Annotated in this window: 16 protein-coding genes; 1 reads left to right on the forward strand and 15 read right to left on the reverse strand. The window is 39.4% G+C overall.

Annotated elements, in window-relative coordinates:
• Positions 1–115: 115 nt before the first annotated feature.
• The 7 genes from priA to BM012_RS01095 all read right to left on the reverse strand — a co-directional run bounded on the left by priA (position 116) and on the right by BM012_RS01095 (position 8,829).
• On the reverse strand, positions 116–2,533 hold the full coding sequence (gene priA, locus BM012_RS01065) for a primosomal protein N' (RefSeq protein ID WP_061801760.1): 2,418 nt from the start codon (positions 2,531–2,533) through the stop codon (positions 116–118).
• Positions 2,530–3,738: a bifunctional phosphopantothenoylcysteine decarboxylase/phosphopantothenate--cysteine ligase CoaBC gene (coaBC, locus tag BM012_RS01070; RefSeq protein ID WP_061801761.1), complete on the reverse strand. Its 1,209-nt coding sequence runs from the start codon at positions 3,736–3,738 to the stop codon at positions 2,530–2,532. The genes priA and coaBC overlap by 4 nt, the downstream gene beginning before the upstream one ends.
• A 79-nt stretch (positions 3,739–3,817) precedes the next feature.
• Positions 3,818–4,018, reverse strand: coding sequence for a DNA-directed RNA polymerase subunit omega (gene rpoZ, locus BM012_RS01075; RefSeq protein ID WP_019391762.1), 201 nt, complete (start codon positions 4,016–4,018; stop codon positions 3,818–3,820).
• Positions 4,018–4,632 carry a guanylate kinase gene (gene gmk, locus BM012_RS01080; protein ID WP_019391761.1) on the reverse strand — a complete coding sequence of 205 codons (615 nt, stop codon included), beginning with the start codon at positions 4,630–4,632 and terminating at the stop codon, positions 4,018–4,020. Before gmk ends, rpoZ begins: the two co-directional genes overlap by 1 nt.
• A 15-nt stretch (positions 4,633–4,647) precedes the next feature.
• Positions 4,648–4,911 (reverse strand): DUF370 domain-containing protein, encoded by a 264-nt coding sequence (locus BM012_RS26000; protein ID WP_019391760.1) that lies wholly within the window; start codon positions 4,909–4,911, stop codon positions 4,648–4,650.
• A 141-nt stretch (positions 4,912–5,052) separates the two neighbouring features.
• The gene (locus tag BM012_RS01090; protein ID WP_061801762.1) at positions 5,053–5,931 is read right to left on the reverse strand and encodes a YicC/YloC family endoribonuclease; all 879 of its coding nucleotides are present in this window, start codon (positions 5,929–5,931) and stop codon (positions 5,053–5,055) included.
• A 222-nt stretch (positions 5,932–6,153) separates the two neighbouring features.
• A complete protein-coding gene (locus BM012_RS01095; protein ID WP_061801763.1) occupies positions 6,154–8,829 on the reverse strand; it encodes a calcium-translocating P-type ATPase, SERCA-type in 2,676 nt (891 codons plus the stop codon).
• A 135-nt stretch (positions 8,830–8,964) separates the two neighbouring features.
• On the opposite strand from BM012_RS01095, the gene BM012_RS01100 reads away from it, so the two are divergent.
• Positions 8,965–10,677, forward strand: coding sequence for an Rqc2 family fibronectin-binding protein (locus BM012_RS01100; RefSeq protein WP_061801764.1), 1,713 nt, complete (start codon positions 8,965–8,967; stop codon positions 10,675–10,677).
• Positions 10,678–10,796: 119 nt separating this feature from the next.
• Here the strand turns inward: BM012_RS01100 and pyrE are convergent, their stop codons facing one another.
• The 8 genes from pyrE to BM012_RS01140 are packed head-to-tail and all read right to left on the reverse strand — an operon-like array spanning position 10,797 to position 20,300.
• The gene (pyrE, locus tag BM012_RS01105; protein ID WP_061801765.1) at positions 10,797–11,432 is read right to left on the reverse strand and encodes an orotate phosphoribosyltransferase; all 636 of its coding nucleotides are present in this window, start codon (positions 11,430–11,432) and stop codon (positions 10,797–10,799) included.
• Entirely contained in the window at positions 11,429–12,145 is a 717-nt protein-coding gene (gene pyrF, locus BM012_RS01110) for an orotidine-5'-phosphate decarboxylase (RefSeq protein WP_113765337.1), read from the reverse strand. Before pyrF ends, pyrE begins: the two co-directional genes overlap by 4 nt.
• Positions 12,117–13,058, reverse strand: coding sequence for a dihydroorotate dehydrogenase (locus tag BM012_RS01115; protein ID WP_061801767.1), 942 nt, complete (start codon positions 13,056–13,058; stop codon positions 12,117–12,119). Before BM012_RS01115 ends, pyrF begins: the two co-directional genes overlap by 29 nt.
• Entirely contained in the window at positions 13,055–13,828 is a 774-nt protein-coding gene (locus BM012_RS01120) for a dihydroorotate dehydrogenase electron transfer subunit (RefSeq protein ID WP_061801768.1), read from the reverse strand. Before BM012_RS01120 ends, BM012_RS01115 begins: the two co-directional genes overlap by 4 nt.
• A complete protein-coding gene (gene carB / locus BM012_RS01125) occupies positions 13,825–17,040 on the reverse strand; it encodes a carbamoyl-phosphate synthase large subunit (protein ID WP_061801769.1) in 3,216 nt (1,071 codons plus the stop codon). The genes BM012_RS01120 and carB overlap by 4 nt, the downstream gene beginning before the upstream one ends.
• The gene (locus BM012_RS01130; protein WP_061801770.1) at positions 17,025–18,125 is read right to left on the reverse strand and encodes a carbamoyl phosphate synthase small subunit; all 1,101 of its coding nucleotides are present in this window, start codon (positions 18,123–18,125) and stop codon (positions 17,025–17,027) included. The genes carB and BM012_RS01130 overlap by 16 nt, the downstream gene beginning before the upstream one ends.
• Positions 18,122–19,408, reverse strand: a complete 1,287-nt coding sequence (locus tag BM012_RS01135; protein WP_061801771.1) for a dihydroorotase — start codon at positions 19,406–19,408, stop codon at positions 18,122–18,124. Before BM012_RS01135 ends, BM012_RS01130 begins: the two co-directional genes overlap by 4 nt.
• Positions 19,392–20,300, reverse strand: coding sequence for an aspartate carbamoyltransferase catalytic subunit (locus BM012_RS01140; protein WP_061801772.1), 909 nt, complete (start codon positions 20,298–20,300; stop codon positions 19,392–19,394). The genes BM012_RS01135 and BM012_RS01140 overlap by 17 nt, the downstream gene beginning before the upstream one ends.
• Positions 20,301–20,432: the final 132 nt, after the last annotated feature.

Consider the following 20,432-nt stretch of genomic DNA (forward strand, 5'->3'; position numbering starts at 1 on the left):
ATCCGCTTATTTTCATTACTACATTGTACCACTTTTATAAAACAAATAAAAAGGTCCAAAAAACTAAAATAGCTCTTTGAACCTTTCACATCTATTTTTTTATCTATTTTCCCCCTTACATCATCACATAAGGGTTCAAATCAACGTTTATCGTTAAATTTTGCTTTTGCATTTTCCCTTTGTACTGCTCTAATAAAAAGTGCAGAGAAGAAAAAAGGTCTGGTTCGTTTCTATATTTTATCATGCATTGATAACGATATCTATCCTTAATTTTCGCAATAGGAGATGGCACAGCGCCAAGAATAATAGCATTAGAGGAGAGCTTGTTTTGTAAGAAGGATGCGATTTTATCCGTTTCTCCCATTGCAACAGCCATATTTTCATGTGCTACTGTCACAAGTGCCAAATAATAAAATGGCGGATACTTCAGCATCTTCCGCATTACCATCTCTTTTTTATAAAAAGCATCATAGTCATGATAACTCGCAAGATCAATGCTGTAATGTTCAGGCGTATACGTCTGAATAACAACCTCTCCTGGCAGGGAGTGGCGCCCTGCTCTTCCGCTTACTTGAGTCAGAAGCTGAAATGTTTTTTCGGATGCTCTGAAATCTGGAAGATGAAGCATTGTATCTGCTGAGAGAACACCAACGAGCGTTACATTTTCAAAATCAAGACCTTTTGCAATCATTTGTGTACCAAGTAAGATTTGGGCTTGGCCACTTTCAAATCTAGCAAGCAGTTTTTCATGTGAGCCTTTGCGGCTCGTTGTATCAACGTCCATTCTCACAACAGATGCCTCTGGAATCACCTTAGTAAGCTCTTCTTCCACTTTTTGTGTACCTGTTCCAAAATAGCGGATATGATCGCTTTCACATTCAGGACATTTTGTTGCAAGCTGCTCCTGATGTCCACAGTAATGGCATTTCATTAAGTTCTGATGTCTATGATACGTTAACGAAATTTCACAATGTGGACAAGTAGGCACAAAACCACAGTCTCTGCACATGATAAAAGAAGAATGACCGCGCTTATTTAACATAAGCACAATTTGCTCTCCTTTTTCTAATCGATCCTTCATTTTTTCAAACAGAACGGTCGAGAACATAGAACGGTTGCCATTACGAAGTTCTTCTCTCATATCCACTTTTTCAACTTGGGGCATTTGGGCATTATTCATACGCTTAGAAAGTGTTAAAAGCGTATAATTCCCTTTGCTCCCTCTCGCAAAGGACTCAAGCGTTGGCGTTGCACTTCCGAGAACAACAGGACAGTTGTGATACTTCCCTCGATAAATGGCAACATCTCTTGCATGATAGCGTGGGTTTTCTTCCTGCTTATAGCTTGATTCATGTTCTTCATCAATAATAATAATGCCCAAGTTTTTAAATGGTGCAAAGATAGCGGAGCGAGCTCCAACAACAACTGATACTTCTCCCCGCTGAATTTTGCGCCACTCATCGTATTTTTCTCCTGCTGAAAGTCCACTGTGAAGGACGGCGACTTTTGAACCAAACCGCCCTTTAAATCTTGTGACCATTTGTGGTGTGAGCGAAATTTCAGGAACAAGAACAATCGCTTCTTCCCCTTTTTCAAGAACACGCTGAATAGACTGGAGGTATACCTCTGTCTTTCCGCTTCCTGTTACTCCATACAAAAGAAATACGTTATGCTTATCTTCTTCAATACTTGTATGAATAGGTTTAATAACTTTGCTTTGCTCTTCTGTAAGAGGAAGCGCACTTGTTTTTTGAAACTCTCTTTCTGCAAACGGATTTCTGTACAGCTCAATCTCAATCTTTTCTAGGAAACCTTTTGAAATAAGTGACTTAATAGGAGCATCTGTAATACCAAGCTCGTCTTTCAAGTGCTTTACGCTCATCTTTTCCTTTTGGGCAAGTATATATTGAAGAACAAACTTTTGCTTTTCACCTTTTTTGCCCAGTCCATCCATATACTTCTCAATGTCTTCTTGTTTCATAGAAGGAGAGAGCATAACGCCTCTCAACATTTTTTTATTCACTCTATTTTTAACAATATACGTGACATCTAAAAAGTTCTTACTTATGTCTTTTAAAAGATAAGGAGCGGCAGGATGGTTTTTCATATCGCTAAACCTAATGCTCCCTTTTGAAAAAAGAGGCCGCACACTTTCATGAAGTTGATGCTTTACCTCTTCGGAAGGAAGCGAGATTTCTTTATCGTACTTTGCTTTCATTGCTGCGGGAAGCATCGCTTGAAAAGCTGACATTGCATAACATAGTGTTTCTTCTGTCAACCATTTCCCAAGTCTAAGCAGCTCCTCTGTTAAAACAGGTTGAAGGTCAACCATCTCGTCAATTTCTTTTAAACGAGCAACATCTGAACTTTCTTTTATATCAATCACAAAACCTTGAATCTTACGAGGACCGAATGGAACAATAACACGCATTCCTTTTACAACAACGTCTTCTAGACTTTGTGGAATAATGTAGTCAAAAGGGCGATCCGTTCCTTTTGCTAAAACATCTACAATAATACTTGCTACTTTCATTTTGACCGTTCCTTTAATAAGTTCACAACTTCATTCATAATTCTTTCACTCACATCTTTTTTCGAAAGCAGTGGAAGATCTTGATGATGTCCATCTTTATAGAAGAGCGTCACTATATTTGTGTCTCCTCCAAAGCCTGCACCTTCTGTTGAAATATTATTAGCGACAATAAGGTCAGCATTTTTTGTTTGAAGCTTTTTCATAGCATATTCTTCAACATGCTCTGTTTCTGCTGCGAATCCCACTAATAACTGACCATCTTTCTTTTGTCCAAGCGTTTTTAAAATATCTGTTGTTCGTTCCATTTCAATCGCTAAATCTCCGTCTTTCTTCTTCATCTTCTGCCCAAAAGTTACTTTTGGATGATAATCAGCTACAGCAGCTGATTTAATGACAACAGAAGCATCGTTAAAAACGTTCATAACGGCGTCAAGCATGTTTGCAGCACTTTCAACTTCCACAAATGTAACACCTGTTGGAGGCGTTAAGTTTGTTGGGCCACTAATAAGGGTAACGTCCGCTCCAAGATCTTTAGCAGCCTGCGCTAAAGCGTATCCCATTTTACCTGTTGAGCGATTTGAAAAAAAGCGCACAGGATCTACGTTTTCACGCGTTGGCCCTGCCGTAATCACAATTTTCTCTCCAACGAGAAGCTGTTCTTTTTTCGGCGTAAAGTGCTCTTTTACAAGCTCGACAATTTTCTCTGGCTCTTCAAGTCTTCCTCTACCAATATACCCACAGGCAAGATACCCTGCTGATGGTTCAATAAAGCGGTAGCCATCGTTATAAAGCGTCATAATATTACGCTGAACAGCTTTGTTATCATACATATGCACGTTCATCGCAGGAGCAATCCAAACAGGAGCCGTTGTGGCTAAAAGTGTTGTTGTAAGCATATCATCTCCAAGGCCATTCGCTAACTTTCCAATCGTATTAGCTGTTGCTGGAGCTACAATAATTAAGTCTGCCCAATCTGCAACATCAATGTGTGAAATAACGGTTGGATCTTCTTCTAAAAAAGTATCTGTATAAACGTGATTTCTCGACAGTGCCTGAAATGTGAGGGGTGTAATAAACTTTGTTGCTGACTCTGTCATTATCACTCTTACTTCTGCTCCACTCTGAATAAGCTTACTTGTTAAAGCAGCTGCTTTATAAGCGGCAATTCCTCCGCTTACTCCTAATACAATACGTTTTCCTTCCAACGTTCTTCTCCCACCTTTTACATTTATCTTTTAAAAAAATAACAACCTAATCATAATAGGTTGTTATTCTACGTTCATTTTAGTTTTCCGATTTTTCAAAATGTAGAACGCCTGCATTGATTTCTTCAAGCGCACATCCTACAAACTTGTCTGATACTGGATTTTCAACCATAAGGTCGTTATATTCCTGTAAGCTGCGAGCACGTTTCGCTGCAACTGTTACAAGCGTATATTTTGAATCAAGCTTTGTCATAAGTGTGTCAATTGATGGATATAACATCATTCAACCTCCAGTAATTTTTTATAGCGAGGAGCTACTCGTGAACGTTTGCAATGTTCTGCCGTTACGATTGCTTTAATTTTATCACAAGCATGCTCGACTTTGTCATTTTCGACTACATAATCATAAGAATCCATCATTTCGATTTCTTCTTTTGCAGCTGTTAAGCGGTTATGAATAAGGTCTTCAGACTCAGTTCCTCTTGTTACAATACGATTGCGAAGCTCTGAAAGGCTTGGTGGAGCTAAAAAGATGAAAAGTCCTTCAGGAAATGCTTTCTTAACTTGCATTGCCCCTTGTACTTCAATTTCTAAAAATACGTCTTTTCCTTCATCAAGCGTTTTTTGAACATATTCAACAGGCGTTCCGTAATAGTTTCCTACGTATTCTGCCCATTCAAGAAGTTGATCATTTTTGATCATTTCTTCAAATTCCACACGCTCTTTGAACAAGTAATCGACGCCATGCACTTCTCCTTCACGTGGCTTACGAGTTGTTGCTGAAATAGAATATTGAAGAGAAAGTTCTTCCTCCGAAAATAATGCTTTACGTACCGTACCTTTTCCAACACCAGATGGCCCTGAAAGGACGATTAAAATTCCTTTTTCTTTCATTATAAATGCTACACCTTACCCTTCCGTCAGTTGTTCACCTTTTGATTCAAGTCGTTGTGAAATGGTTTCTGGTTGAACAGGAGCTAAAATAACATGTTCGCTGTCCATAATAATAACTGATCGTGTTTTACGACCAAGCGTTGCATCAATAAGTGTACTTCTTTCTTTTGCATCTTGAATCATTCTTTTAATTGGGGCTGATTCAGGGTGCACAACAGAAATAATTCGCCCTGATGATACAAAATTTCCAAAACCAACATTAATAAACTTGCTGTTCATCAACAAGCCTCCTCAGCTTCCACACTCTATTTTTCACCATTTATGAATGATAACATTGTAGACTTTTTTTCTTGTTTTAAACCCTATGTATCAAAAGTCCCTGCTTCATTTATATATGAACGCTGTACTTTTGACAAGGGGCTATTCAATATTTTGCACTTGCTCTTTAATTCGTTCTAGATTTGTTTTTATATCAATAACTAAACTAGCAATGCTGCTGCTATGAGCTTTTGCTCCTATTGTGTTGCCTTCCCTGTTTAATTCTTGGACAAGAAAGTCCAGTTTGCGTCCCATTTGAGCTCCGCTTTCAAGCGTTTCCTTAAATTCTCTAATATGGCTATTAATGCGCGTAATCTCTTCACTGATGTCTGCTTTCTCTGCAAAAATCGCAACTTCTGTCAGAACACGCTGCTCGTCAAATGAGTCACCAAGATGCTCCTGAAGCTTTTTCTGAATCCGCTCTCGGTACTGTTCTGAAACAGTTGGAGCAAGCTTTGCAATTTCCTCGCAGCTCTTTTCAATTTGACAAATACGATTCATCAAATCTTCTTTTAGCCGTTCTCCTTCATTTTGACGCATTTTATAAAGTTCTGAAACCGCTTTTCTTGCCGCTTCTTGTACAAGTTCTTTAACTTCTGCATTGTCTCCCTCTTCATCATGCGTTGTGAAAACACCTTCCATTTCTAAGATGTCTTGGAATGAAAGAGATTGAGGAGGTAAATTTTGCTCTTTCTCAATCGTTTTTAACGCTTCAACGTATTGTTGAAGAAGTGAGTAATCAGTTTGAAGACTTTTTGTACTCGAACGCTCTCCAGAGACAGTGACAAATACTTCAATTCTTCCTCTTTTAATAGATTCGCCAACAATTTTCTTAAGCTTGTCTTCAACATCAACAAGCTGTCTTGGCATACGAACCATCACTTCACAAAATCGGTGGTTAACAGACTTCATCTCAACTGTTACCGTGTTTTTTTCACTTTCGGCTTTTCCTCTCCCGAAACCAGTCATACTAACTACCATGTTATCACATCCATTGCTTCCCTTTATCTTAAAACCTTGCATATGTGCTTTTCATGTTTTAAGCATTACTACGTAACTTTTTCGTTAAATTATTTAATTATTTATTATAAAACACTTCATTATAAAAGGAAATCTCCCTTTATAACCCTTTGCATTATACCATAAAAAAAGACACGACAAAACAATAACTCCCCTGTTTTGTCGTGTCTTTTCTTTCCTTTTTTACTTCTTCTTCTTTGTTAAAAATGAGCCTGCAAGTAAGAATGTTGGGATGCTCGCCATTGCGATGATGAGCAACCAATCGCGTCCAATGATTGGCACCGTGTGGAAAATCGCTTGAAGCGGTTCAACATAAATTACAATCGCCATAAGCAGAATAGAAGATAAAACGGCTCCGATAAGGTACATGTTTCCAAATGGATTTCGATCAAAAATAGATTTCTCGCTGCGGCAATCAAAGACATGAATCAGCTGAGCAAGTACAAGCGTTGCAAAAGCAACTGTTTGAGCGTACGCCAAATTCCCTGTTTGCTCGTCATATACAATAATAAATGCTAAGAGTGTCGCAATTCCGATTAAAAATCCTCGGCTGATTACTTTCCATCCAAGTCCTCTAGAAAATATACCTTCTTTTGGATGTCTTGGACCTCTTTTCATCACATCGTCTTCTGGTTTATCAAGTCCAAGGGCCATTGCTGGAAGTCCATCTGTAACAAGGTTTACCCATAGAATTTGTATCGGAACGAGCGGAAGTGGAAGCGCTAAAAGCATGGCAAAGAGCATAACTAGAATTTCACCAACGTTTGAAGCAAGCAGATAGCGAACAAATTTCCGGATATTTTCATAGATGTTGCGCCCCTCTTTAATAGCTGACTTAATTGTGGCAAAGTTATCATCAAGAAGAACAAGAGATGATGCTTCTTTTGCAACGTCTGTTCCTGTAATTCCCATAGCGATCCCGATGTCCGCTGATTTAATGGCAGGCGCATCGTTCACTCCGTCGCCTGTCATTGCGACCACATGTCCTTTTGCTTGCAGTGCTTTTACGATTTTCAGTTTATGCTCTGGAGAGACACGAGCATATACGTCAACATCTTCTACAATCTCTTCAAGTTCTTCTTTAGACATTGACGTAATGTCTGTTCCTTGAAGAACTTTTCCCTTTTTCGTTAAAATACCAAGTTCTTTTGCAATTGCTTGAGCTGTAATAACATGATCACCTGTAATCATCACTGTTTTAATGCCCGCTTCTTTACATTCTTTCACAGCTTCTTTTACTTCTGTGCGAGGTGGATCAATCATTCCTTGCAAGCCAAGAAAGGTAAGATTTGATTCCGCTTCTTTTTCGGTTAGTCTATTATGATTTGAAAGTGGCTTATAAGCAATTGCAATTGTACGAAGAGCTCGCGCTGCTAAATCTTCAACAGCTTTGTGCACTTCGTTGTAGCGAGAAACAGAAAGAGATTCAAGACGTTCTTTCCATAATATTTGAGAGCTTGTTGTTAATAAAACATCAGGAGCCCCTTTTGTAACAACATAGCGCTTGCCTTCTTTGTCTTGAATAATAACGCTCATCATTTTACGAGTTGAATCAAATGGAAATTCTTCTACGATTGTAAACTGCTTTAGCATTTCTTCTCTTTCTAATCCAGCTTTTCGAGCTGCTACAACAAGAGCTGCCTCAGTTGGATCTCCATCAAGAACATACTCTTTTTTCCTCTGCAAAATATTTGTGTTGTTACACAACAATCCGAAAAGAAGGACTTGAGAAAGCTCTCTTGATTTTTGAGGATTTACATCGCGATCATCAAGCCTAAATTTCCCCTCTGGTGCATATCCTGTTCCTGTGACTCCCCATGTTGTTCCTCCTGCCCAAACATGAGTTACCGTCATTTTATTTTGCGTAAGCGTCCCTGTTTTGTCTGAACAGATAACAGAGGCACACCCTAGCGTTTCAACGGCTGGAAGCTTACGAACAATTGCTTTTTTTCTAATCATTCGCTGTACACCTAGTGATAGCGCAACAGTGACAATAGCAGGTAATCCTTCTGGAATAGCCGCAACAGCTAAACTTACACCAGCTAAAAACATGCTGTATACGTCATGGCCTTGCAATACACCAACAAACACAACGAGCGCTGTTAAAATAAGCGCAATGATAATTAAAATCTTTCCAAGCTGTGCAAGCTTTCGCTGCAGCGGAGTTGTTACTGTTTCAGCATTTTGAAGAAGATCTGCAATTTGTCCCATTGCCGTATTCATTCCAGTTCCAACAACAACGCCGATTCCACTTCCTCTTGTCACAAGCGTTCCCATAAATGCCATGTTTGTTTGATCACCAAGGGAAAGATTTTCATCATGAAGCGGGTTCGTCTCCTTTACAGCAGGCACAGACTCTCCTGTTAAAGCAGATTCTTCAATTTCAAGTGCTTTTGCTTCAACAATTCGTATATCAGCCCCTATTCTATCTCCTGTTGAAAATTTAATGATATCTCCTCTCACAAGTTCTTTTGAAGGCACTTTGCTCCATTTTTCATTTCGTAACACATTTACTTTCGGTGCTGAAAGTTCTTTTAAAGCATCAAGTGACTTTTCAGCTTTACGTTCTTGAAAGAAACCTAATACACCGTTAATCAAAACGATGGCAATAATAGCGATAGCATCAATATATTCACCTAAGAAACCTGAAACAAGCGTTGCTCCTAGTAAAACAAGGACCATAAAATCTTTAAACTGAGCAAGAAACACAAGCAGTGCAGACGGTTTGGACGCCTCTTTTAACTCATTGTAGCCGTGTTCTCTTATTCGACCTTTTGCTTCTTTTTCATCTAGTCCTTTTTCTTTGTTTGTTTGTGCTGTGTGCAGGACAGTATTCTCACTCATTTCATGCCACTTCATGACACACGTTCACACCCTTTGCCTTTTAATCTCTTCTAAGGTAAGCTTATTCAGACTCGTCCAAAAAAATGCTATACTTTACAATAGAAAGAAAGAGACGAAAGTTTTTTAAATAGGGGTTAAGGAAGTGTTAAAATGTCATTTGACGGAATGTTTACATATGCAATGAAAGAAGAGTTAGTAGAGAAGTTACAAAGCGGACGCATAACAAAAGTGTATCAGCCTTTTATAAATGAGCTTATTCTTGGCGTACGTGCGGGAGGAACGAACTATAAACTTCTTCTCTCCGCGCACCCAAGCTACGCGCGCGTTCACTTAACAAATGAAAGCTATGAGAACCCAAGTACGCCACCGATGTTTTGCATGTTGCTTCGCAAACATTTAGAAGGCGGTATTATTGATTCTATTGAACAAATTGAGCTTGATCGCATTCTGAAAATTGAAGTGCGAGGCCGTGACGAACTTGGTGATGTTACGCATAAAGCTCTTTATATTGAAATTATGAACCGCCATAGTAACATTATTTTAGTTGATCATAAAAAAGAGACGATTATCGACAGCATTAAGCATCTTTCACCATCTGTGAACAGTCATCGCACTGTTCTGCCTGGTCATTCTTACGTTTTTCCACCTGCTCAAAATAAGGAAAATCCATTCCAAGCAGACGAAGAAACAGTGTTACGAAAAGTAGACTTCAACAGCGGCAAACTAGACGGTCAGCTTGTTAGTTCGTTTGAAGGAGTTTCGCCTCTTTTAGCGAGAGAAGTTATTCACACATCTGGTCTTGCTAATCGCACAACAGTACCGAAAGCTTTTGTTGAGCTTATGACTAAGATTAAAGGGAAAGAGTTCACTCCTCAGATTATTAGACATGAAGGAAAAGAAGCGTTTTATATGATTCCTCTTACACATCTAGAAGGTGAAGTTTCTACCTTTTCTTTGTTAAGTGAAGCGCTTGACCGTTTTTACTATGGAAAAGCAGAACGAGATCGTGTAAAGCAGCAAGCACATGACCTCCTGCAATTTATGAACACAGAGAAAAAGAAAAATGAAAAGAAAATTAAAAAGCTCAAAACAACGCTTGATGATGCTGAAAAAGCGAAGAAATTTCAATTGTACGGCGAACTTCTAACATCAAACCTTTTTGCGATTAAGCAAGGAGATAAGAAAGCAGAAGTTATCAACTACTATGATGAAAACGCGGGCACAGTGACAATTGAGCTTGATCCGCAAAAGACGCCATCTCAAAACGCACAGTATTATTTCCATCGCTATCAAAAAGCGAAAAACTCGGTGACTGTTGTACAGGAACAAATTCAAAAAGCAACAGAAGAAATTCAATACTTTGAAACACTGATTCAACAAATGGAATCTGCGACACATAGAGATATTGCCGAAATTCGTCAGGAGCTAACAGAAGAAGGCTATCTGAAGAAAAAGAAAGAAACGAAAGTGTCCAAAAAACAAAAGAATCAAACGCCTCAGCTTGAAGCATACGAATCAAGCGATGGGTATTCCATTCTCGTTGGCAAAAACAATAAACAAAATGACTATTTAACAAATCGAGTAGCAGGACGAGATGAGCTTTGGTTTCATACAAAAGATATTCCAGGCTCGCACGTTGTGATTCGCGATACAAATCCTTCAGAAGAAGCGATTAGAGAAGCTGCCCATTTAGCAGCATATTTTAGCAAAGCAAAACAATCAAGTTCTGTTCCTGTTGATTATACAAAAGTTCGACATGTTAAAAAACCTAGTGGTTCGAAACCAGGGTTTGTGATTTATGAGCAGCAGCAAACTGTTTTTGTGACGCCAAGCGAAGAACTTGTTTTAAAACTAAGAAAATAAGACTTCTTTTAAAGACCGTTCCTCACTTTTATTGAGAAACGGTCTTTTTAATATTATAGTGTTCCTTTTGTCAAAACAGAAAAGCCAACTAGATTCCTAGTTGACCCTTTTTATCACATTTATACGAGTGAAAGCCATTCTGTTGAAGAAGGATCTTTCTTCCACTCTTTCAGTTTTTCTAAATCCGTTTCTGTAATGCTACCTTTTTCACGCGCTACTTCGATTAGAGTAGAATAGTTAGAAAGTGATTTTAACGTAACGTTCGCTTCTTTGAAAGCTTCTTCTGCTTTTGAAAGCTCGTAAGTAAAGATCGAAACAACTCCTAGTACTTCACAGCCTTGTTCTTCTAATGCTTTTACAACTTTCAATACGCTGCCACCTGTTGAAATTAAGTCTTCTACAACAACAACTTTATCTCCTTTTGTCACTCGTCCTTCAATCTGATTCCCACGGCCGTGTTCTTTTGCTTTGCTACGAACATAGCACATTGGTAGGCTAAGAACATCGCTAACAAATGCTGCATGTGGAATACCTGCTGTTGCCGTACCTGCAATAACGTCCACTTCTTTGAAATTTTCTCGAATGAGACTTGCAAGCCCTTGCGCAATATCCTGACGCACTTCAGGATATGAAAGAGTGAGACGATTGTCACAGTAAATCGGTGACTTAATTCCTGATGCCCATGTAAATGGGTCGTTAGGTTGTAAACATACAGCTTCAATTGTTAATAAATGTTGTGCAATTTTCTTTTTCATGATGTTATCCCTCTCCACTCTTTTTGAACTTTTCCATATGCTTCAACAGGATTTTCTGCTCTTGTAATCGAGCGTCCTACAACGATAAAGTTTGAGCCTTTTTCACGTGCAATAGCTGGTGTTGCAACTCGATGCTGATCATGAGCATTGTCTCCTAAAAGACGAATACCAGGCGTCACAGTAAGAAAATCAGGGCGAACAAGCTCATGAATTCTCTCTACTTCGTGAACAGAGCAAACAACTCCATCAAGGCCTGCTTCGTTCGTTAACCCTGCTAAATGTTCAACACTTTGCTGCAGTGAGACAGAACCAAGCTGTTCAGCTCTTACCATCTCATCTGTTGAGCTTGTAAGCTGTGTTACAGCAATACATTTTGGACGAGCTTTACCACTTCTTGTTCCAGCTTCAAGCCCTTCAAGCGCCCCTTCCATCATTGCTTTTCCACCTAGAGCGTGAACATTAACTAAATCAACTTCAAGAGAAGCAAGAGAACTCATTGCTCTTTTGACGGTTACTGGGATATCATGAAGTTTTAAATCTAGAAAAATATGGTGTCCCATACTTTTAATTTCTTCGATCATTCTTGGTCCTTCTTTATAAAAAAGCTCCATTCCAACTTTTACAAACAGTTTTTCATCCCCAAAAGGAGTTAAAAACGTATGAACTTCTTCTTTGTTTGGAAAATCAAGAGCTAAGATGAGCGAATCCTTCACGTTTCTTCCAACTCCTTCCGATGCATTCTTCAATATGTGAAAATCCATACTCTGAAAGTACTTCAGGCAATTCTTCAATAATTTGTGGACAAACGTATGGATCAACAAAGTTGGCTGTTCCGACCGCTACTGCACTTGCTCCAGCATATAAAAATTCTAAAACGTCGCTTGCGTTTGTCACACCGCCCATACCGATAATTGGAATCTCAACTCGCTGACTTACTTCATACACCATACGAATGGCAACAGGCTTAATGGAAGGACCAGAGAGTCCACCTGTTTTGTTCGCTAAAATCGGTTGTCCTGTTTTTAAATCAAGTCGCATGCCAAGCAGCGTATTGATCATTGTTAGTCCATCTGCTCCCGCTTTTTCAACAGCTAAGGCCATTTCAACGATGTTCGTCACGTTTGGAGAAAGCTTGACGTAAACAGGAACTTCTGACACTTCTTTTACTTTTCTTGTTAATTCAGCTGCAAGGGTTGGATCAACACCGAATGTAATGCCTCCTGCTTTCACATTTGGACAAGAAATATTAAGCTCTAACGCATGAACATTTTGGGCTTTAGAAATTTCTTTTGCAACAATCACATAATCTTCTTCTGTTGCTCCTGCTACGTTTGCAATAAGAGGTACATCATACTGTTCAAGCCATTTTACTTTTTTTTCGATCACTTGCTCGAGCCCTGGATTTTGCAAACCGATAGCATTTAACATTCCAGCAGGTGTTTCAGCAACACGTGGGGTTGGATTTCCAAATCTTGCTTGGGGTGTTGTTGCTTTAATCATAATCGCACCAAGCTGACTTAAATCATACAGTCCTGCATACTCTTCTCCAAATCCAAAGCAACCTGAAGCAGGCATAATAGGGTTTTTTAAATCTAAACCTGGCAATTTTGTTGAAAGCATGTTCATAGTAAAACCTCTCCCCCTTTAAAGACCGGACCATCACTGCACACTTTTTTATAATCTGTAGAGTTTTCACTCACTCGACAAACACATGCAAAACAAGCCCCAATGCCGCAGCCCATTCTTTCCTCAAGTGAAAGATACACATCTTTGTGACCATGCTCCTCTTGCAAGGCTTTTAACATCATCGTTGGCCCGCATGAGAAAAGATGATCAAAATCTAAATTGTACTTTCTAATAACGTCTGTAACAAATCCCTTTTCACCGTAGGATCCGTCAGCTGTTGCAATATACGTTGTTCCAAGCTCCGCAAATTCGCTTTCATAAAATACCGTTTCTCTATCTTGGAAGCCAAGCACATGAATAACATTTATTCCTTTTGCTTTTAATTCTTTTGAAAGCTGATAAAGTGGTGGAACACCAATGCCACCGCCAACAAGCAAGGCTGTTTTTTTCAAAGCCATATCTTTAATTTTAAAACCATTACCAAGAGGCCCTAACACATCAAGTGTTTCACCAACCATTTTTTTAGAAAGAAGCTCTGTTCCCATTCCTTCTGCCCGATAAATTAGCGTGCATTCATTTTTTTCTTTATTGATAGATGAAATGCTGATTGGACGGCGTAATAAAGGAAGGTAGGAATTGTTTACCCGAACATGAACGAACTGTCCAGGTTCGTTCATGTTACGGACAAGATCTCCTTTTAGCGTTAGTTCAAAGATGTTTTTAGCTATATTACGCTGTGAAACAATCGTCATATCACCTTTTTTATTCATGAAAGAACAGCCTCCTGTGCTTTTTCATTTTTGTTCATTGGTGCTGTTTGGAATCCCATTGATTCTAGTACTCTTAAAATAGCGTTCGCTGTATCAAGTGATGTTAAGCATGGAATGCCGTTTTCAACTGCTTCACGGCGAATGCGGAAGCCATCACGTGCTGGCTGTTTACCTTTTGTAAGTGTGTTAACAACAATTTTCGCTTCACCGCTGCGGATAAGTCCAAGCAGGTTTTCTTCATGTGATTGGCTAATTTTCTTCACAGCTTCAACTGGAATGTTTGCATTTTTAATGTTTTCTGCTGTTCCTTCTGTTGCATAAATTTTATAGCCAAGCGTATGGAAACGGTGTGCAAGCTCTAGCGCTTCTTCTTTATCACCGTCAGATACTGTCATAAGCACAGATCCATGCTGCTGTATGTTCATTCCCGCTGCAATAAATCCTTTATAAAGAGCCTTTTCAAACGTTAAGTCTTTCCCCATTACTTCTCCTGTTGATTTCATCTCAGGTCCAAGCGTAATGTCAACGCGACGCAGTTTAGCGAAAGAGAACACGGGAACTTTCACGTAAACCCCTTGTTTTACAGGGCATAACCCTGTTTCATATCCAAGCTCTTTTAATGAAGCTCCAACAACAACTTTTGTTGCAATGTTTGCCATTGGAACATTTGTAATTTTGCTTAAGAATGGAACTGTACGGCTTGAGCGTGGATTGACTTCTAACACATACACATCACCTTTTGAGTAGACAAACTGAATGTTTAGTAGACCGATAATGTTTAATCCTTTTGCAAGGCGAACCGTATAATCTACAATTTTATCTTGAATGTCCTGTGGTAATGTTTGCGGCGGGTATACAGCAATTGAGTCTCCTGAGTGAACGCCTGCACGCTCTACGTGTTCCATAATCCCTGGGATGACTACTGTTTCTCCATCAGAAATCGCGTCAACCTCGATTTCTTGACCTGTTAAATAGCGATCAATTAACACTGGATGATCTGGATGTGCTTTCACCGCATTTTCCATGTAGTATAAAAGTTCTTCTTCTTTATATACAATTTCCATTGCTCTTCCCCCAAGAACGTATGAAGGACGAACAAGCACCGGATAGCCGATTTCACGAGCAATATTTACAGCTTGCTCTGTTGATGTTGCCGTTTTGCCAAGCGGCTGTGGTACACCAAGACGTGCTAATGCTTTTTCGAACTTATCGCGGTCTTCCGCTGTGTCTAAGCTTTCAAGTGATGTTCCTAGAATCTTAACACCGCGTGCTTCAAGCTCTTCTGCAAGGTTAATCGCTGTTTGTCCACCAAACTGAACAACAACACCTTTTGGTTTTTCATGTTCAATAACGTGCATAACATCCTCAACTGTTAGTGGTTCAAAATACAGTTTGTCAGATGTACTAAAGTCTGTTGAGACCGTTTCTGGATTGTTATTGACGATAATCGCTTCATATCCTGCTTCTTGGATGGCCCATACAGAGTGCACTGTTGCATAGTCAAACTCAATTCCTTGTCCGATACGGATTGGTCCTGATCCAAGCACCACAATACTTTCTTTTTCTGTTATTTCTGACTCGTTTTCTTCTTCGTACGTACCATAAAAGTATGGTGTTTGTGATTCGAACTCTGCTGCACATGTGTCTACTGTTTTATAGACTGGGAAAAGTTTGTTTTCTTTGCGGAACTCATAGACGTCACGCTCACTCATGTCCCAAAGCTTCGCAATTTCTTTATCACTAAAGCCCATTTCTTTTGCTTTTTTCAATACTGTATAGTCTTTTTGATTTTCTTGTACTTCTTTTTCGAACTTGATAATATTCTCCATTTTCTTTAAGAAGAAAAGATCTATCTTGCTAAACTCATGAATTTGATCGATTGTGTAACCGCGGCGAAGTGCTTCTCCAACGTAGAACAAGCGCTCATCACCTGCCGTACAAATACGTTTTTCTAACAGTTCATTATCAATGTTTTCTGCTTCATTTAATGTAAGATGATAAACCTTTGATTCAAGTGAACGCACAGCTTTTAGCAATGATTCTTCAAATGTGCGACCAATTGACATTACTTCACCAGTTGCTTTCATTTGCGTTCCAAGCTTACGGTTTGCTGATTCGAACTTATCAAATGGAAAGCGAGGAATTTTCGTTACAATATAGTCTAATGCTGGTTCAAAGCATGCATATGTTCTTCCTGTTACAGGGTTTTTCATTTCAGCAAGCGTTAACCCTACAGCAATTTTTGCTGCAAGTTTTGCAATTGGATAACCTGTTGCTTTAGACGCTAGCGCAGATGAACGGCTTACACGCGGGTTTACTTCAATGATGTAATAGTTGAAACTATATGGATCAAGCGCAAGCTGAACGTTACAGCCTCCTTCAATTTTTAAAGCACGAATAATTTTTAGAGAAGCATTTCTTAGAAGCTGGTATTCTCTATCGCTTAACGTTTGACTTGGTGCTACTACAATAGAGTCTCCTGTATGAATTCCAACAGGATCGATGTTTTCCATGTTACAAACAACAATTGCATTATCGTTGCTGTCACGCATTACTTCATACTCTACTTCTTTAAAGCCTGCAATACTTTTCTCAAGAAGACACTGAGTAACAGGACTTAACTTCAATCCACTTGTGACAATTTCGTTTAGTTCTTCGTCATTATGACAAATCCCTCCACCTGTTCCACCAAGCGTGTATGCTGGACGCACAATAACAGGGAAACCTACGCTTTCAACAAACGTATACGCTTCTTCCAGTGTGTGAATAATCTCACTATCTGGTACAGGTTCACCAAGCTCGTTCATAAGAGAACGGAATTGTTCACGATCTTCCGCTTGTTCAATTGCCTGTAAGTTCGTTCCAAGCACTTCAACACCAAGCTCTTCTAGAATTCCTGCTTTTGATAGTTCCATTGCAAGGTTTAAACCTGTTTGCCCACCAAGCGTTGGGAGAATAGCATCCGGGCGTTCTTTACGTAAAATGGATGCTAAAAAGTCAAATGTAAGCGGCTCTAAGTATACTTTGTCAGCCATTTCTGTATCTGTCATAATTGTTGCTGGATTCGAGTTCACAAGAATAACGTTATAGCCTTCTTCTTTTAGAGCTAAACACGCCTGTGCTCCCGCATAGTCAAATTCTGCTGCTTGCCCGATGATGATTGGTCCTGATCCGATTACTAAGATTGTTTGAATGTCTACGCGTTTTGGCATGTAAGATTCCCCGCTTTCTTTTCTTCTTCCATCATTGTGATAAATTGTTCAAATAAGCTGTTTGCATCTTCAGGTCCCGGAGACGCTTCTGGGTGGAACTGAACTGTAAAAGCACGGTATTTCGTATGTTTTAATCCTTCTATACTATCATCGTTTAGTGCAATGTGTGTAATCTCAAGATCTGTATTCTCTACACTTTCTTCTCGAACGGCATAGCCGTGGTTTTGAGAAGTAATCATCACTTGCTTTGTTTCAACATTTTGTACTGGATGGTTCGCACCACGGTGACCGAATTTCATTTTTTCGGTATCCGCTCCACATGTTAAAGCAAAAAGCTGGTGTCCAAGGCAGATTCCAAACAAAGGAATTTTCCCAAGTACTCCTTTGATCATTTCCTGTGCTTCTGGTACATCTTTTGGATCCCCAGGTCCATTTGTTAGCATAATGCCGTCTGGATTTAAGCGTAAAATTTCTTCTGCTGTTGTATTGTACGGTACCACGATAACATCACAGTGACGCTCTGTTAGCTCTCTTAAAATTCCGTGCTTCATTCCAAAATCGACAACAACTACTTTAAAACCGCGACCAGGGCTTGGGTATGGTTTCATTGTAGAAACTCGACTCACTTGGTCCGTTGCAAAATCTGTTCCACGAAGCGCTGCTGCCACTTCTTCTGGATTTTCATCCATTCCACAAATTTTCCCTTTCATTGCTCCAACAGTACGAATTCTACGTGTAAGCTTTCTTGTATCAATACCAGAAAGTCCTGGAATTCCTTTCTCTTCTAAGAACGTATGAAGTGAGTATTCACTGCGGAAGTTTGATGGAAAATCGCATGTTTCTTTAACGATAAATCCTTTCACAGCTGGTGTAATTGACTCAAAATCATCTCGGTTAATTCCATAGTTTCCGATCAATGGATATGTCATTGTAACGATTTGGTCACAGTAAGAAGGATCTGAAAGAACTTCTTGATAGCCTGTCATTCCTGTGTTAAATACAACTTCCCCCATCATTTCTTTAGTGCTACCAAATCCTTCTCCAATAAATACTGTTCCATCTTCTAAAATTAACTGACGTTTCATACTGTTACACTCCCTTTTTCCCATACGCGTTTTCCATTTGCAATTGTCATAACAGGCCACCCTTTACATGTCCAGTCTGTGAATGGTGTGTTGCGACCTTTTGATAAAAACTCATTTGGATCAATCTTTTCTTCTTCTGTTAAGTTCACAAGCGTAAGATCTGCTATTGCCCCTTCTTCTAATGTTCCATACGGTAAGTTAAAGACTGAAGCAACTTTTTCTGTCAAAAACTCAACAAGCTGTGCTAATGTTAGAACATTTTTTTCAACAAGGTTTGTATAAAGAAGCGGGAATGCTGTTTCAAGTCCTACGATTCCGAATGGTGCACGCTCCATTCCAACGCTCTTTTCTTCTTCTGTATGTGGTGCATGATCTGTTGCGATGAAATCAATTGTCCCATCTAAAAGTCCTTCAATAAGAGCTTGTTGATCCTCTTTTGCTCGTAGTGGTGGGTTCATCTTAAATGACGTGTCTTGTCCTTTAATATCGCCTTCATTTAAAAGAAGATGATGTGGCGTAACTTCTGCTGTGACGTTAATTCCTGCTTTTTTCGCATCCCTGATAACGCGAACAGATTCTTTTGTACTTACATGACAAACGTGATAATGACAACCCGCCGCTTCTGCAAGAAGAACGTCTCTTGCAATATGTACGGCTTCACAAACGGATGGAATTCCGTTTAATCCTTGCTCACGAGCGTATTTTCCGTCATGAACAGAGCCTTTATAAATCAATGTATTATCTTCACAGTGTGCAACGATTGGAATGTTGAGTGCTGCTGCTTTTTTCATTGCTTCATACATCATCCCTGCAGATTGAACACCAACTCCGTCATCTGTTAGCGCAAATGCACCTGCTTCTTTTAATCCATCAAAATCTGTTAGTTCTTTTCCAGCTTGGCGAATTGTAATGGATCCGTACGGTAGAACACGGACATGCCCTTTTTCTTCAATACGATTAACAAGCCATGTCATTCCTTCTTTTGTATCTGGAACAGGTCTTGTATTTGGCATTGCTGCAACAGTTGTGAAGCCTCCTCTTGCTGCTGCAAGCGTTCCTGTCTCAATCGTTTCTTTATGCTCGCCGCCTGGCTCACGCAGATGGATATGAGCATCAATGAATCCCGGTAAAAGAAGCTGACCTTTTCCATCTATAATTTCAGCAGCTTCGCTTGAAATATTTTTGCTCACCTTAACAATTTTGTTTTCTTCAATGAGAACTTCTTTTTCCTCTAGTTGGCCGTTATTTGTTAGTACCTTTACGTTTTTAATGAGCAATTGCATATTTCATTCCCCTTTCAGTCATTTGTAAAGAACGCGCAAGCACGCTCATTCGGATATAGACGCCGTTTTCCATTTGTTTAAAAATGCGTGAGCGCGAACATTCCACAAGCTCATCGGCAATTTCGACTCCTCTATTTACTGGAGCTGGATGCATAATAATGCTTCCTTTTTTCATGTTCTTTTCTCGCTCGATTGTTAGTCCATATTGTTCATGATAAGCACGTAGGTCTTCGTCCTTTTCATGTCTTTCAAGCTGAATGCGCAGAAGCATAACAACATCCGCTTTTTCAACTGCTTCATCAACTGTTACATATGTGCCTTCTAGTGAAGAATCTTTCCACTCCTCAGGCCCTGCTAGAAGAATGTTCGCTCCTAGTTTTCCTAATATTTCGACATTGCTTCTTGCAACCCGACTATGGCGTAAGTCACCTATGATGGCTACGTTCAGTCCTTCAAAAACGCCAAACTCCTCTTTAATTGTCATAAGATCAAGCAAACATTGGGTTGGATGCTGACCACATCCGTCTCCTGCATTTATGACCGGAATTGAAATCTTTCCAATGAGATCTTTGTAATACTCATCTTCTGTATGACGAATGACAACTGCTTCTACTCCAATAGATGATAAAGTTTGCACAGTGTCATAGAGAGTTTCGCCTTTTTGAACGCTTGACGTTGTTACATCAAATGGAATAACGTCGAGTCCTAGTCTTCTTTCCGCTACTTCAAAGCTTGATTTTGTACGCGTGCTTGGTTCAAAAAATAAATTCGCAACGAACGTTTGCTTTTGAAGCTGTGTTGCATACTTACCGTGTTTCATTTTCTCTGCATTTTCAAGAAGATCTAAAATTTCCTCAACTGATAAGTCAGCCATTGATACTAAATTCTTCATGTTTCTCCTCCTATTCTTTTGGAGGTGAGGAGGTTTGCTAACAAAACACCCTCTCCATTCACAAGTTTGTGTAAGGAAAGGGTGTTTTAGGCTATAGCAAACCTACACACCCTTTTAAGTCTCACAGGACTT

The organism is Priestia endophytica DSM 13796 (assembly GCF_900115845.1).
In the GTDB taxonomy this organism is placed as follows: domain Bacteria; phylum Bacillota; class Bacilli; order Bacillales; family Bacillaceae_H; genus Bacillus_I; species Bacillus_I endophytica.

Bases quoted from the DNA above. Each gene is read 5' to 3' on its own strand.
- BM012_RS01095 (WP_061801763.1), bottom strand. From the start codon at position 8,829: ATGAAGTGGCATGAAATGAGTGAGAATACTGTCCTGCACACAGCACAA.
- BM012_RS01115 (WP_061801767.1), bottom strand. From the start codon at position 13,058: ATGAACATGCTTTCAACAAAATTGCCAGGTTTAGATTTAAAAAACCCT.
- BM012_RS01100 (WP_061801764.1), top strand. From the start codon at position 8,965: ATGTCATTTGACGGAATGTTTACATATGCAATGAAAGAAGAGTTAGTA.
- pyrE (WP_061801765.1), bottom strand. From the start codon at position 11,432: ATGAAAAAGAAAATTGCACAACATTTATTAACAATTGAAGCTGTATGT.
- BM012_RS26000 (WP_019391760.1), bottom strand. From the start codon at position 4,911: ATGAACAGCAAGTTTATTAATGTTGGTTTTGGAAATTTTGTATCATCA.
- rpoZ (WP_019391762.1), bottom strand. From the start codon at position 4,018: ATGTTATATCCATCAATTGACACACTTATGACAAAGCTTGATTCAAAA.
- priA (WP_061801760.1), bottom strand. From the start codon at position 2,533: ATGAAAGTAGCAAGTATTATTGTAGATGTTTTAGCAAAAGGAACGGAT.
- BM012_RS01140 (WP_061801772.1), bottom strand. From the start codon at position 20,300: ATGAAGAATTTAGTATCAATGGCTGACTTATCAGTTGAGGAAATTTTA.
- BM012_RS01130 (WP_061801770.1), bottom strand. From the start codon at position 18,125: ATGAAACGTCAGTTAATTTTAGAAGATGGAACAGTATTTATTGGAGAA.
- carB (WP_061801769.1), bottom strand. From the start codon at position 17,040: ATGCCAAAACGCGTAGACATTCAAACAATCTTAGTAATCGGATCAGGA.
- BM012_RS01090 (WP_061801762.1), bottom strand. From the start codon at position 5,931: ATGGTAGTTAGTATGACTGGTTTCGGGAGAGGAAAAGCCGAAAGTGAA.
- BM012_RS01120 (WP_061801768.1), bottom strand. From the start codon at position 13,828: ATGAATAAAAAAGGTGATATGACGATTGTTTCACAGCGTAATATAGCT.
- gmk (WP_019391761.1), bottom strand. From the start codon at position 4,632: ATGAAAGAAAAAGGAATTTTAATCGTCCTTTCAGGGCCATCTGGTGTT.
- BM012_RS01135 (WP_061801771.1), bottom strand. From the start codon at position 19,408: ATGCAATTGCTCATTAAAAACGTAAAGGTACTAACAAATAACGGCCAA.